The sequence below is a fragment of the Streptomyces sp. NBC_01233 genome (assembly GCF_035989305.1).
In the GTDB taxonomy this organism is placed as follows: domain Bacteria; phylum Actinomycetota; class Actinomycetes; order Streptomycetales; family Streptomycetaceae; genus Streptomyces.
The window spans coordinates 1,368,308-1,381,117 of record NZ_CP108514.1 but is presented as its reverse complement, the minus strand read 5'-3'; the positions used below and the strand labels follow the sequence as shown (position 1 = coordinate 1,381,117).

12 protein-coding genes and 1 pseudogene are annotated in these 12,810 nt (G+C 75.3%); 9 read left to right on the top strand and 4 right to left on the bottom strand.

Going from position 1 to position 12,810, the window contains the following annotated elements:
* Nucleotides 1-10: 10 nt before the first annotated feature.
* Nucleotides 11-2,044 (top strand): prolyl oligopeptidase family serine peptidase, encoded by a 2,034-nt coding sequence (locus tag OG332_RS06765; RefSeq protein ID WP_327412590.1) that lies wholly within the window; start codon nt 11-13, stop codon nt 2,042-2,044.
* An 8-nt stretch (nt 2,045-2,052) separates the two neighbouring features.
* Here OG332_RS06765 and OG332_RS06760 read toward each other — a convergent pair whose 3' ends face one another.
* Entirely contained in the window at nt 2,053-2,598 is a 546-nt protein-coding gene (locus OG332_RS06760) for a hypothetical protein (protein WP_327412589.1), read from the bottom strand.
* 55 nt (nt 2,599-2,653) lie between these two features.
* Nucleotides 2,654-3,424 (bottom strand): hypothetical protein, encoded by a 771-nt coding sequence (locus OG332_RS06755; protein WP_327412588.1) that lies wholly within the window; start codon nt 3,422-3,424, stop codon nt 2,654-2,656.
* Nucleotides 3,425-3,458: 34 nt separating this feature from the next.
* On the opposite strand from OG332_RS06755, the gene OG332_RS06750 reads away from it, so the two are divergent.
* From OG332_RS06750 to OG332_RS06740, 3 genes are all read left to right on the top strand, one after another.
* A complete protein-coding gene (locus OG332_RS06750; RefSeq protein WP_327412587.1) occupies nt 3,459-4,037 on the top strand; it encodes a GNAT family N-acetyltransferase in 579 nt (192 codons plus the stop codon).
* 4 nt (nt 4,038-4,041) lie between these two features.
* A complete protein-coding gene (locus OG332_RS06745; RefSeq protein ID WP_327412586.1) occupies nt 4,042-4,941 on the top strand; it encodes an arginase family protein in 900 nt (299 codons plus the stop codon).
* A gap of 88 nt (nt 4,942-5,029) precedes the next feature.
* Nucleotides 5,030-6,997 (top strand): DUF5107 domain-containing protein, encoded by a 1,968-nt coding sequence (locus tag OG332_RS06740; protein ID WP_327412585.1) that lies wholly within the window; start codon nt 5,030-5,032, stop codon nt 6,995-6,997.
* A 120-nt stretch (nt 6,998-7,117) separates the two neighbouring features.
* Here the strand turns inward: OG332_RS06740 and OG332_RS06735 are convergent, their stop codons facing one another.
* The gene (locus OG332_RS06735; RefSeq protein ID WP_327412584.1) at nt 7,118-7,936 is read right to left on the bottom strand and encodes a methyltransferase domain-containing protein; all 819 of its coding nucleotides are present in this window, start codon (nt 7,934-7,936) and stop codon (nt 7,118-7,120) included.
* Nucleotides 7,937-8,125: 189 nt separating this feature from the next.
* On the opposite strand from OG332_RS06735, the gene OG332_RS06730 reads away from it, so the two are divergent.
* From OG332_RS06730 to OG332_RS06710, 5 genes are all read left to right on the top strand, one after another.
* Nucleotides 8,126-8,698, top strand: coding sequence for a TIGR03086 family metal-binding protein (locus tag OG332_RS06730; RefSeq protein ID WP_327412583.1), 573 nt, complete (start codon nt 8,126-8,128; stop codon nt 8,696-8,698).
* Between the two features lie 167 nt (nt 8,699-8,865).
* Nucleotides 8,866-10,092, top strand: a complete 1,227-nt coding sequence (locus OG332_RS06725) for an aminotransferase class I/II-fold pyridoxal phosphate-dependent enzyme (RefSeq protein ID WP_327412582.1) — start codon at nt 8,866-8,868, stop codon at nt 10,090-10,092.
* Nucleotides 10,093-10,156: 64 nt separating this feature from the next.
* Nucleotides 10,157-11,362, top strand: a complete 1,206-nt coding sequence (locus OG332_RS06720) for an MBL fold metallo-hydrolase (protein ID WP_327412581.1) — start codon at nt 10,157-10,159, stop codon at nt 11,360-11,362.
* A gap of 11 nt (nt 11,363-11,373) precedes the next feature.
* Complete coding sequence (locus OG332_RS06715; protein ID WP_327412580.1) at nt 11,374-11,661, top strand: hypothetical protein; 288 nt, start codon at nt 11,374-11,376, stop codon at nt 11,659-11,661.
* A gap of 216 nt (nt 11,662-11,877) precedes the next feature.
* Entirely contained in the window at nt 11,878-12,531 is a 654-nt protein-coding gene (locus OG332_RS06710) for a GNAT family N-acetyltransferase (protein WP_327412579.1), read from the top strand.
* 98 nt (nt 12,532-12,629) lie between these two features.
* Here the strand turns inward: OG332_RS06710 and OG332_RS06705 are convergent.
* A pseudogene (locus tag OG332_RS06705) lies at nt 12,630-12,779 on the bottom strand (MarR family transcriptional regulator); the annotation flags it as partial.
* Nucleotides 12,780-12,810: the final 31 nt, after the last annotated feature.

Here is a 12,810-nt window from a genome sequence, read left to right as displayed (position 1 = left end):
GGGCCCGGTGATGGCGGCGCCGACCCTGCCGTACGGAAGCTGGCCCTCGCCCATCGAGGCCGCGCTCGCCGCCGCGCTCGACGGACGGCCCGAGTACGTCGGCACGGTCGGCCCCGAAGTGTGGTGGACCGAGCCCCGGCCGCGCGAGGCCGGCCGCCGTACCCTGGTCCGCCGCCGACTCGCCGACGGGGGCGCCGAGTTCACCGAGCTGCCCGCCCCGTGGAACGTGCGCAGCCGGGTCACCGAGTACGGCGGGCTGCCCTGGGCCGGGGCGGAACGGCCCGCCGGCGGGCCATTGCTGGTCTTCGTCCACTTCGCCGACCAGCGGCTGTACGCGTACGAGCCCGACGCGCCCGGCGGCCCGGCGCCGCGGCCCCTCACCCCCCTGTCCGGGACCGGCGGCGGACTGCGCTGGGCCGATCCGGTGCTGCGCGGCGGCGAGGTCTGGTGCGTGCTGGAGGAGTTCACCGGGCCCGCGCCGACCGATGTGCGCCGGGTGCTGGCCGCCGTACCGCTCGACGGATCGGCGGCGGAAGACCGCTCGGCGGTACGGGAGTTGACGGACGGCCGGCACCGGTTCACCACCGGCCCCCGGCTCTCCCCGGACGGCCGACGCGCGGCCTGGCTGGTGTGGGACCACCCCCGGATGCCCTGGGACGGCACCGAACTGAAACTGGCCGAGGTCACCGCGGACGGACGGCTGAGCGGGGTCCGGACCGTGCTCGGCGGCCCCGGGGAATCCGTGGCCCAGGTGGACTGGACGGCCGGCGGAACCCTCCTCGCGGTGAGCGACCGCGGCGGCTGGTGGAACCCGTACCGGGTGGACCCGGAGACCGGCGCGGCCGTCAACCTGTGCCCCAGGGAGGAGGAGTTCGGCGGCCCGCTGTGGAAACCCGGGCTGCGCTGGCTCGCCCCCCTGCCCGATGGCGCCGCCCGGGCCGAACATGCCGGGGGAGGGCTCGTCGCCGTCCTGCACGGCCAGGGTTCCCCGGTGCTCGGCATCCTGGACGCCGACAGCGGCGACCTGGTCGACGCGGCCGGGCCGTGGACGGCCTGGCAGCCGACGCTCGCCGTGCACGGCACCCGCGTCTACGGGGTCGCCGCCAGCCCGCGCAGCGCGTACGAGGTCGTCGAGCTGGACACCGCGACCGGGCACGCCCGGGTGATCGGCGCGCAGGGCGTGGACCCGGTGGACCCGTCCTACTATCCGGAGCCGCAGAGCCGCACCTTCCTCGGCCCCGACAACCGCCAGATCCACGCGCACGTCTACCCGCCGCACCACCCCGCCTGCCGGGCACCCGCCGACGAACTGCCCCCGTACGTGGTGTGGGCGCACGGCGGGCCCACCGACCACGTGCCGCCCGTACTCGACCTGCACATCGCGTACTTCACCTCGCGCGGCATCGGCGTGGTCGAGGTCAACTACGGCGGGTCCACCGGCTACGGCCGTGCCTACCGGGAGCGGCTGCGCGGGCAGTGGGGCGTGGTGGACGTGGAGGACTGCGCGGCGGTGGCGCGGGCGCTGGCCGCCGAGGGCACCGCCGACGCCGCCCGGCTCGCCATCCGCGGGGGCAGTGCGGGCGGCTGGACGGCGGCGGCGTCGCTGGCCGCCACCGACGTGTACGCCTGCGCCGCGATCATCTACCCGGTGCTGGACCTGCTGGGCTTCGCGGAGGAGACCCACGACCTGGAGTCCCGCTACGTCGAGAGCCTGGCCGGGCCGCCGCAGACCCTCACCGTGCTCTGCAGCGAGCGCTCCCCGGTGGCCCGCGCCGACCGGATCACGGCGCCGTTCGTCCTGCTCCAGGGCCTGGACGACGAGGTCTGCCCGCCGGCCCAGGCGGAGCGCTTCCTCGCAGCCCTGAGGGACCGGCCGGCGCCCCACGCGCCGGTGCCGCACGCATACGTGGCCTTCGCGGGCGAGGGCCACGGCTTCCGCCGGGCGGACACCATGGTCCGGGCGCTGGAGGCCGAACTGTCGCTGTACGCACAGGTCTTCGGCATCGAGCGGACCGACGTTCCCCGGCTGGCGCTGGAGGCCTGAGCGGCCGGTCAGGCGGGGCTGCCGGCGGGCCCGGGCGCGGTCCGCACGCTCCACCGGACGGAGCCGAGCAGCAGGGCGCCCGGGGCGATGCCCGCGACCGCCGCGATGACGGCCGTGGAGCAGCCGCAGGCGGCCAGTACCAGGCCGACGGCGCCACAGGCGGACATCGCGGCCGCCGGCAGCCGGAGCGACGGCATGCGCCAGACCGCCGCGAGACCGAAGAAGTGCAGGCCGACGACCAGGGCGATCCAGCCGACCGTGGCCTGCGGGGCGTGCAGAAGGCGGTTGATGACGAAGAGGCCGGCCGCGACGGCGGCCACCTCGGCGGCCACGACGATGAGGTAGCCCCGCCCGAAGCGCCTCGGAGCCGTGCCGCCGGTGGCCGCTGAGGGCACGCGGGAGCGGCGCAGCGCGATGAACAGCCGGATGAACGCGGCTATCGCGAGGAGGCGCAGGGGAACGGCGACGGCCGGTGGCAGGGCTGCGGCGTTCGCCTGGACGAAGAAGACTCCGAATGCGGCGCCGATGAGCCCACTCGTCTGATGCGATGCCATGTCACACAGTCTGATCGAAGTTGATCACGACGCGCAAAGCCGCGGGCCCGCCGTGCTATTCGGGCCTGCGCCGCAGGTAGTGGGTCCGCCCGCTCGTGCGCAGCCAGACCCGCAGCGGGCCGATGGCGGTGAAACCGCTGCGGACCGCGGCGTCCAGGTCCGCCCCGCCCTCGTAGCCGACGACGTCCAGGTCCGGCCGGCGGGCGGCGATCGCGGTGAGGGCGCCCGCCCAGGCCGCGTCGGCCGAAGCGCCGTCACGGGCGAACAGGTTGGAGACGCCCACCACGCCGCCGCCGGTGCTCGCGACCGCCCCGGCGACGATCCGGCCCCCGGCGTCCCCGGCGGCTCGGCCCGCGAGGAAGGCGATGCCCTCGCGGAGCAGGGACGGCCGGAACAGCCCGTTGCTCTCCTCGCCGTCCCAGGCGGCCTCCCAGTCCGCCAGCTCCCCGGCGCCGGTCACCTCGGACCACTCCAGGCCGGACGAGGCCGCCTCCGGAACCGGAGCCCCCGCCGGGCGGTGGATCCACTGCGCCTCGAACAGCACCTCGAATCCGTCCCCGGCCAGGTCCAGGCAGGCGAAGCTGTCCTTCACCGAGCAGCCGGGGGAGTCCGTGTCGATCCACTGGAGGACGGACTGCGCCGCGACGTGCGCGTCCAGGGTCACCGCATCGGGATACAGCGGCGGGGTCCGGCTCGTGCTCAGCCACACGTACGCGTCGTCGTCGTACTGCGGCGACAGGCCGTGCGCCCCGCACACCGCATCGCACCACACGGCGTTGTTCAGCGCGGCCAGGCGCAGCGTCGTGCTCGTCTCGTCCTTGATCACGCCGATGATGGTGTCACAGGCCTAGCCTGGGGCGATGACCTTTTCGAGCTACCTCCGGGAGGGCGAGCGCGTGGCCCTGCGCCCCTTCCGGCTCGCCGACGGGCCCGAGTTCACCGCACGCGCGCACGAGAGCCGCGAGCTCCACCACCCGTGGCTGGCCCCGCCCGCCACCATCGAGGAGTACGAGCCCTACGCGGCCCGGCTGATCGACGGCGAGGGCCGCGCCGGGTTCCTCGTCTGCGAGCGGGAGACCGGGGCCATCGCCGGCTTCGTCAACGTCAACAACATCGTGCGCGGGGCCTTCCAGTGCGGGGCCCTCGGCTACGGGGCCTTCGCGCACGCCGCGGGGCGGGGCCTGTTCCGCGAAGCCCTCGGGCTGGTCCTCGCCCACGCCTTCGCCCCCCGGCCCGCCGACGGCCTCGGACTGCACCGCCTGGAGGCCAACATCCAGCCGGGCAACACCGCTTCGATCGCCCTCGTGCGGGGCGTCGGCTTCCGGCTGGAAGGACTCTCCCCCGACTTCCTGTACGTCGACGGGGCCTGGCGCGACCACGAGCGCTGGGCGGTCACCGCCGAAATGCCGCCCCCCGAGGGGGCCCATCGCACAGGATGAGGGCATGCGAACCCTCGTGCTGCTCGACGCCCCGTCCAACCTCGGCCTGCGCCCGCCCGCGCCCGGCACCGTGCCCGGCGTCTACAAACTCGCCGGGGCCCTGCGCGAACAGGGCCTCCTCGCCCGCCTCGGCGCACGCGAGGGCGGGGTGGTGGTCCCGCCGCGCTACGACCGCGGCGACTGGCGGGAGGGCGACGGCGTGTTCCACGCCGAAGCCCTCGCCGCGTACACCGTCACGCTCGCCGACCGGATCGAACGCCACCTGCGCGCCGGGGAGTTCCCCGTGGTCCTCGGCGGCGACTGCTCGATCCAGCTGGGCGCCGCCCTCGCCATGCGCCGGATCGGCCGGTACGGACTGGCCGCGATCGACGGATCCGCCGACTTCCGCCACCCCGGCAACGAGGCGGTGAACGGGCCCGTCGGCGCGGCCGGCGGCGAGGAACTCGCCCTCTCCACCGGTCGCGGCCAGGCCGGTCTCGCCGACCTGGAAGGGCGGGCCCCCTACCTGCGGGACGAGGACGTACGGCTCTTCGGCCTGCGGGACGGGGACCCGGACCTCGCAGAGCTGCACGCGGCCGGCATCTCCGCGGCCACCGTCGGGGAGATCCGCGAGCGCGGGGCCGGACCGGTGGCGCGGGCGGCGCTGGAAGGGCTGCACCCGCCGGACACCGCGGGATTCTGGGTGCACCTGGACGCCGACGTGCTGGACCCGGCCGTCATGCCGGCCGTGGACAGCCCCGATCCCGGCGGGCTGGTCCCCGACGAACTCGCCGAACTGCTCGGCGTGCTGGTGCGTTCGCCGCGGTGCGTCGGGATCAACGTCACCATCTACGACCCGGACCTGGACCCGGACGGGCGTGCGGGCGCACTGCTGGCCGATCTGGTCGCGGGTGCCTTCCGGTAGGGCCACACGACGGCCTTTGCGTAATCCTGACCGGTGGTGATCCGCGGAACCCCTGTGCACCGGCCGCCGGGGCGTGTTCCATTTCCTCATGGCCACCACCGTCCGCCGCGCCGCACTGACCCTTCCCGCCGCCCCGTTGGGCGCCGAGAACCCACTGCCCGCCCTGCGCGCGCCCGACGGCGTGCACGCGCTGGACGACCGGTCGCGCGACGGGCTGCCGCGCGACATGGCCCGGCAGATCGGGTACGAGCCGCTGCGGTCCCTGCTGCCCGTCCGGATCCGGGACGGGTACCGGCGGGAGCGGTCGGAGCGGGAGTTCGAGTCGATCGTCATCGAGAACGAGCACCTGAGGGTCACCGTGCTCCCGGAGCTGGGCGGGCGCGTCCACTCGCTCGTGCACCTGCCGACGGGACGCGAACTGCTCTACCGCAACCCGGTGTTCCAGCCCGCCAACTTCGCGCTGAACGGGGCCTGGTTCTCCGGCGGCATCGAGTGGAACATCGGCGCGACCGGCCACACCGCCCTCTCCTGCGCCCCGCTGCACGCCGCGCTCGTCCCCGCCCCGGACGGGGGCGTGATGGTCCGGCTGTGGGAGTGGGAACGCCTGCGCGACCTGCCCTTCCAAGTGGACCTGTGGCTGCCCGCGGAGTCGGAGTTCCTCTACGTCGGCGTGCGCGTGCGCAACCCGCACGAGCGGCCCGCGCCCGTGTACTGGTGGTCCAACATCGCCGTCCCCGAGGACGAGGGAACCCGCGTGCTCGCCCCCGCCGACGAGGCCTGGCACTTCGGGTACGAGCGCGCGATGCGCCGCATCCCCGTACCGGAGTGGGAGGGCGCGGACCGCACGTACCCGCTGCGCAGCGCGTACCCGGCCGACTTCTTCTACGAGGTCGAGCCCGGGGCCAGACCCTGGATCGCCTCGCTGGACGCGGCCGGGCAGGGGCTCGCTCAGACCTCCACCGGGCGGCTGCGCGGGCGCAAGCTGTTCGTCTGGGGCGCGGGCGGCGGCGGCCGGCGCTGGCAGGAGTGGCTCACCGAGCCGGGCACGGGCGGCTACGCGGAGATCCAGGCCGGGCTGGCCCGCACCCAGCTGGAGCACGTACGGCTGGAGGGCGGCGGGGAGTTCAGCTGGCTGGAGGCGTACGGGCCGCTGGCCGCGGATTCCGCCGCGGTGCACGGGGCCGACTGGGCGGCGGCGCGCGGCGCGGCCGAGCACGCGCTGGCACGGGCGCTCCCGGCGGAGCGGGTGGAGGCGGCGTACAAGGCGTGGCGCGGGTGCGCCGACACCGAACCGGGCGAACGGCTCGCGGAGGGCTCCGGCTGGGGTGCGCTGGAGGTGATGTGCGGGGGCTTCAAACTGCCGGGCACCCCCTTCGGGGAGTCCACCCTCGGCGAGGAACAGGCCCCGTGGCTGGAGCTGTGGCGCACGGGCGTCCTCCCCGCCCCGCGGCGGGTGGTCCCGCCGGGCCCGAGCCTGGTCGCCGCGCACTGGCGGGACATGCTGGAGACGGCCCCGGCCGATCCGCTGACCGAGTACCACCTGGGCGTGGCCCAGTGGCACGCCGGGGACGTGGCGCAGGCCGTACGGAGCTGGGAGCGCGGCCTGGCGCTGGCGCCCTCGCGGTGGCCGCTGCTCCGGTGCCTGGCGGTGGCTGACGCGCTGGCCGGGGATCCGGCGCGGGCCGCGAACGGCTACGCGGCGGCCTTCGAGGACCTGGCGGTGGAGAGCCGCGGCGGCGAGGCGTGGGCCCCGGCGGAGGCCGCGCTGGGCTGCGAGGCGATGACGGCCCTGCTGGCCGCCGGCCGCCTCCCGGAGGCCCGCCGGGTCTGGGACCGGCTCCGGCCGGCCCTGCGGGAACAGGGCCGCTTCCGGCTCCTCGCCGCGCGGCTGCTGGCGGCGGAGGGCCATGTGGCCGCGGCGCGGCGGGTCTTCGAGGACGGCTTCGAAATCCCGGACCTCAGGGAGGGCGAGGAGACCCTCTCCGAAGTCTGGTCCGCCCTCACCGACCGCCCGCTGCCGGCGCGGTACGACTTCCGGATGCGGCCACCCCTGTAGCCGCCCGCGCGCCGGCGGGGCTGGAATTGCGCGGCCCCGGCCATTTCAGCCTCGCCGGCGTTTGAGGCGCGGGGTCCGGGGCGGAGCCCCGGGAAGCGGCGCCGCGCGAGGCTTCGGAGATCAGGCCCGGCAGAGGATTTCGCCGTTCAGGACCGAGAACCAGGCGTCGGGGGCCGCACCCCACACGCGCCAGGCCTCCGCGGCGGCGGCCAGGTCGGAGCCGGTCGCGTGGCCGCCGCCGGTGGCGATGGCGGCGTACTCGGAGGCCGTCGTACGGTCGGCCCACAGCGCCGACCACCACGCGGCCTCCTCCGGGGTGGCGAAGCACCAGGCCGTCGCCGACGAGGTCACGTCCGTGAAGCCGGCCTCCCGGGCCCACGCCCGCAGCCGGCGTCCCGCGTCCGGCTCGCCGCCGTTCGCGCGGGCGACGCGCCGGTACAGGCTCAGCCAGTCGTCCAGGCCCGGCGTGGCCGGGTACCAGGTCATCGCCGCGTAGTCGGCGTCGCGCGCCGCCACGACCCCGCCCGGCCGGCACACACGCCGCATCTCGCGCAGCGCCTGCACCGGGTCGCCCACGTGCTGGAGCACCTGGTGGGCGTGGACCACGTCGAAGGAGTCGTCCGGGAAGTCCAGGGCGTGGACGTCCGCCGTGCCGAACCCGATACCGCTCAACCCGCGCTCCGCCGCGTGCGCCCGGGCCTGTTCGACCACGTCCTGTGCCGCGTCGACCGCGGTGACCCGGCCGCCCGGCGCGACCAGCTCCGCCAGGTCCGCGGTGATCGTGCCCGGGCCGCAGCCCACGTCCAGTACGGACATCCCCGGGCGCAGCTCGCCGATCAGGTACGCGGCGGAGTTCTCGGCGGTGCGCCAGCGGTGCGAGCGCAGGACCGACTCGTGGTGGCCGTGGGTGTAGACGGCGGTTTCCTTGGCGGCGTTCATGGCCGGACCCTCCTCGTCGAAGCGTTGGACCCACCGTAGACGATCAGTTCGCCATCTGAGACAGGCGTTTTGACATATGGACACCAGTCTTGTGCGCCAAGGGGGTTGGACGGTTCGGTGGCAGGGAAATGCAGGTGCGAGGAGAGTGGCTCCAGGGAGACATGCCCATGGCAGAGGACGGTGAGGGTCATGCCGGAGACGCTGCTCGAACAGCACGCCGAGGCGCTGCGGCTCTTCGGAGAACGGGTGCGGGCCGTCAAGGGCGACCAGTGGGACGCGCCGACCCCGTGTACGGACTGGAACGTGCGGGAGCTGGTCAACCACGTCACCGGCGAGCAGCTCTGGATCCCGCCGCTGGTCACCGAGGGTCGCACCGTCGAGGAGCTCGGCGACGCGTTCTCCGGCGACGTGCTGGGCGACGACCCGGTCGCGGCCTGGGACAGGGCGTCGGCCGCCGCACACGCCGCCTTCGCCGCCTCCGGCGCACTGGACCGGACCGTGCGGCTCTCGTACGGGCCCGCGCTCGGATCGGCGTACTGCTCGGAGCTGACCGCCGACTGCGTCGTGCACACCTGGGACCTCTCGCGGGGCATCGGCGCCGACGACCGGCTGCCGGACGGCCTCGTCGAGTTCTCCATCAAGGAGGTCATGCCGTACGCCGACGGGCTCGCGGCGAGCGGCATGTACGCGGCGCCGCTGGAGGTGCCGGCGGGCGCGAACGCGCAGACCAGGCTGCTCGGGCTGGTGGGCAGGAAAGGCTGACGCCCGCCCTCGCATCCGGCTCCCGGCTCCCCCTCCCGGCTCCCCCTCCCGGCTCCCCCTCCCGGCGTCCAGCTGACGGGCATAACGCCTCAAATAATCGTATAAAGGTCAGGGTCAGGGTCGGGGCCACGGAGCGTGGCAGGACGAGGGCGGAAGGCGGGCACACGGTGGCGGGGACGCAGCGCACGGCGACGGAGGGCCGCGGTCCGGTCCGGTACGGCCCGCCCGCGCCCCAGCCCGGCCTGCCCGTGCTGCCCGAGCTGATCTCCGTCCTCGCGGCGGCCGCCGGGCGCGCCGCCCCCGAGCCCCCGGGCGGCGGGGAGGCCGTACGGGAGGCCGCCTGCCGGCACTGGGGGCGGCGCGGGCTCGCCACCTCTCCCGAGAACGTCGCCGCCGGACCCGGCGCCCCCGCGCTGCTCCTGGCCCTGCTCGGGGCGTACGGGGGAGACGTGATGCTGCCCCGGCCTTGTCCCGCCTGGTGGACCCCGCAGGTCCGGCTGTTGGGACGGAGGGCCTACCACGTGCCGACCCCGGCCGAGTGCGGCGGCGTACCCGACCCGTACGCGCTGCTGGAGACCGTACGGCGGGTGCGCGCCGAGGGCGGCGACCCGCGGGTGCTGCTGCTGTCGGTCGCGGACGATCCCACCGCGACCGTGCCGCCGCCCGAGATGCTGCGCGAGGCCTGCGAGGCCGCCGAGTCCGCCGGGCTGTTCGTCGTCAGCGACGAGAGCTGGCGCGACACCGTCCACCGGCCCCACGACACCCTGGTCCTGAGCCCCGCCGAGATGCTTCCCGAACAGGCGGCCGTCCTCGTCGACCTGTCCGGCGCGCTGCTGCCCGCCGGCTGGCCCGCCGCAGTGGTCCGCTTCCCCGGCACCGCGCGCGGGACCTGGCTGCGCGCCCGCACCCTCGACGTCCTCACCGCCACCGGCGCGATGGTCGCCGGACCCGTGGCCGGCGCCGCCGCGCACGCCCTCGACGAACCCGACGCCGTGGCCGGACGCGCCCACGCGGCCGCCGCCCTGCACGGCGCGGTGGCCGCCGCCGCGCACCGCGAACTCCTCGCGGCCGGGGCGCTGGCCCGGCCCCCGCAGGCCGGCCGGCACCTCTACGCCGACCTCACCCCGCTGCGCGCCGGACTCGCCCGGCACGGGGTCGGGGACGCGATGGAACTGGAGGACTGGCTCGGCGGCCGGCTCGGCGCGCCGACGCCCGGCGGGCAGCGCTTCGCGGACGAACTGGGCGCGCTGCGGGTCAGGTTGTCCACCGGGCCGCTGCTGGGCGCCACCCCGGAGGAGCGGCTGGCCGCGCTCACCGCCCGCGATCCGCTCGCGCTCCCGCACGTGCGGAGCTCCCTCGACCGGCTCGGATCGGTTCTGGCGGGGCTGGCCTGAGCTCCCGACGCACCCCTGTGTACCCCGACCCGACCGCCCCGACCCGGTGAACGGAGACTGCTCGATGAGGGACCGGACGGACGCCGCCCCCGCCCCCGCCTCCGCGTCCACGGCGCCGGCCCGGCCCGCCGTCGCCCAGCGGCCCGCGCCCGCGCCCGGGCCGGCACCGGCACCTGTACCGCCGGAGCCCGAGTGCCGCTCCGCCCCGCGCCCGCTCGGCGAACACCGCCGGTGGCCCGGCTCCTTCGCGGACCGGCTGACCACTCCGCTCCCCGGCGTCCGCGCCTTCGCCCGGCTCGCCCGGGAAGGCGCCTTCCGGCCCGGCGCCGAAGGGCTGCACGGCATCCCCGACCTGCCGTACGAGCCCGCCCCGCTGCCCGCCGCGCCCCCCGGCACGGTCTGCGCCACCTGGGCCGGGCACGCCAGTTGGGTGCTGCGGACCGGCGGGCTGACGGTACTGACCGACCCCGTCTGGTCCCGGCGGATCCTCGGCACCCCGGCCCGGATGACACCCGTCGGGGTGCGTTGGGAGGACCTGCCGCCGGTGGACGCGGTGGTGATCAGTCACAACCACTACGACCACCTCGACGCCCCCACGCTCAAGCGGCTGCCCCGGCACACGGCCCTGTTCGTCCCGGCCGGCCTCGCCGGCTGGTTCCGCCGCCGCGGCTTCACCCGGGTCACCGATCTCGACTGGTGGGAGTCGGCCGAACTGGACGGCGTGACCTTCGAGTTCGTCCCCGCGCACCACTGGTCGAAGCGGTCCCTGACCGACACCTGCCGGTCGCTGTGGGGTGGCTGGATCCTCACCGACACCCGGAGCCCGACGCCGAGGAAGGTCTACTTCGCGGGCGACACCGGCTACGGCCACTGGTTCGGCGAGATCGGCCGCCGCCACCCCGGCATCGACCTCGCCCTCCTGCCGGTCGGCGCCTACGCCCCGCGCTGGTGGCTCAGTGACGTCCACGCCGACCCGGAGGAGGCCGTCCGGGCCTGCCTCGACCTGGGGGCACTGCGGATGGCCCCCATGCACTGGGCCACCTTCGTGCTCTCCGCCGAACCGGTCATGGAACCCCTGCACCGCACCCGGGCCGCCTGGTCCCGTGCCGGGCTGCCCCGCGACCACCTCTGGGACCTCCCGATCGGCGCCTCCCGCACGCTGCCCGACCAGGAGGCCGCAGGAGGTCGAGGAGCAGAGGGTGCATGCCCGGCCGTGGAGGGGGGATACGGATCCCGAAGCCACTGCGTATCGGGAGGGGACGAACCATGATGAAACGCGTTGTGTCACTGATCAGTTCCACGGCTCTGGGCCTCGGCCTGGCGGTCGCGGGCGCCACCCCGGCCACCGCCGATCCGTACGACTGCAGCACCTGGTACAAGTCCGGCACCACCGCCGCGGGAACGTGCACCAACGGAACCGGAGAGTTCCGTGTCTACACCCGGTGCGACCGGTTCCTCGCACAGGACTACACGGTGTACGACCCGACGTGGCGGCGCGTGGGCACCACGAGCACGGCGATCTGCCACAGCGGCGGCAAACCGTACGGCGCGGGCATCCAGGTCCACTAGGGAGCTGATCCTGCGTCGGCGCAGGCAGGCGCAGTGGGTGCGGGAGGAGTACGCCTCGCCGCCGGCGATCGCGTCCGGGCGGGTGCGGGGCCGGACCGCGGTCCTGGATCCGCTCGGCGACCGGGATGAAAACCTGCTCCCGTGGTCAAACCCGACCCCCGTCACGTAAGGTTCGTTCTGCGTGATGATCTCTTACCATTCAGGGGGCGGGCGGCGATGCCGGACATCAGGATCCGTGAGCTCGTGCGGATGTGGATCAACGGCTGGGTCGTCTCCCGCGGCAGCTCGGACCCGATCGACGAGCCGTGGGGGTGGACGATCGACGTCGGGCAGCCCAAGCACGTCGCCCGGCACGTGCTGCCGGAGCCCTCCGAGGGCGACGTGCGCAAGATCGTCGCCGCGACGAGCGCGCCCGGCACGCGGCTGAAGCTGTTCGCCGAGGACCAGGCGGTCCTGCCCTGGGTCGGGCCGGGCTGGCGGCTCGACAGCCCCGGATTTCTGATGACCTGTCACCTGGTGCCGGAGCGCCCTGAGGTGCCGGCCGGTTACACGCTCACCAGTTGGACCCGGGGCGGCGTCAGCCGAGTGCTGGTCCGTACGCACGCCGGGCACTTCGCCGCCCGGGGACAGATCGCCCAGGCAGGCGCCCAGGGCGTGGTCGACCAGGTCGAGACCTCCGTCGCGCACCGGCGCAAGGGCCTCGGCGGCCTGGTGATGCGCACGCTGCAGAGCGCCGCGTACGAGGCCGGCGCAACGACCGGCCTCCTGGTCGGCACGCCCGAGGGCCGGGCGCTCTACTCCTCGCTGGGCTGGACCGTGCGCGCCCCGATGGCGAGCCTCTGGTACGAGCCGTCGGACGCCGCCCGGTGAGCTGAAGAAGACACCGCCGGCCCACCTCGCCGGACTCCGGCTGCACCTGCGCGGCGCCGGTCCGTCCCCCGGCGCCGCGCGAGCGGCCCCGCCGCACCCTAGTGGTGCCAGGCCTGGCCGCCCGGGTTGTGGATGAAGCGCTGCAGCACCTTGAGGGTGGCCAGGTACTCCTCGTCCGAGATGCCGGCGCGCCGCTCGGCCCACAGCTCCTTCTGCAGGGCCGCGGCCTTCTCGAAGGCCGGTCCGGTCGAGGTGCGCTCGAACTGCCGGACGGCGTCG

Coding starts and splice junctions, on each gene's coding strand:
- OG332_RS06765 (WP_327412590.1), top strand. CDS start 11: ATGGCGGCGCCGACCCTGCCGTACGGAAGCTGGCCCTCGCCCATCGAG.
- OG332_RS06760 (WP_327412589.1), bottom strand. CDS start 2,598: ATGGCATCGCATCAGACGAGTGGGCTCATCGGCGCCGCATTCGGAGTC.
- OG332_RS06750 (WP_327412587.1), top strand. CDS start 3,459: ATGACCTTTTCGAGCTACCTCCGGGAGGGCGAGCGCGTGGCCCTGCGC.
- OG332_RS06745 (WP_327412586.1), top strand. CDS start 4,042: ATGCGAACCCTCGTGCTGCTCGACGCCCCGTCCAACCTCGGCCTGCGC.
- OG332_RS06740 (WP_327412585.1), top strand. CDS start 5,030: ATGGCCACCACCGTCCGCCGCGCCGCACTGACCCTTCCCGCCGCCCCG.
- OG332_RS06735 (WP_327412584.1), bottom strand. CDS start 7,936: ATGAACGCCGCCAAGGAAACCGCCGTCTACACCCACGGCCACCACGAG.
- OG332_RS06730 (WP_327412583.1), top strand. CDS start 8,126: ATGCCGGAGACGCTGCTCGAACAGCACGCCGAGGCGCTGCGGCTCTTC.
- OG332_RS06720 (WP_327412581.1), top strand. CDS start 10,157: ATGAGGGACCGGACGGACGCCGCCCCCGCCCCCGCCTCCGCGTCCACG.
- OG332_RS06710 (WP_327412579.1), top strand. CDS start 11,878: ATGCCGGACATCAGGATCCGTGAGCTCGTGCGGATGTGGATCAACGGC.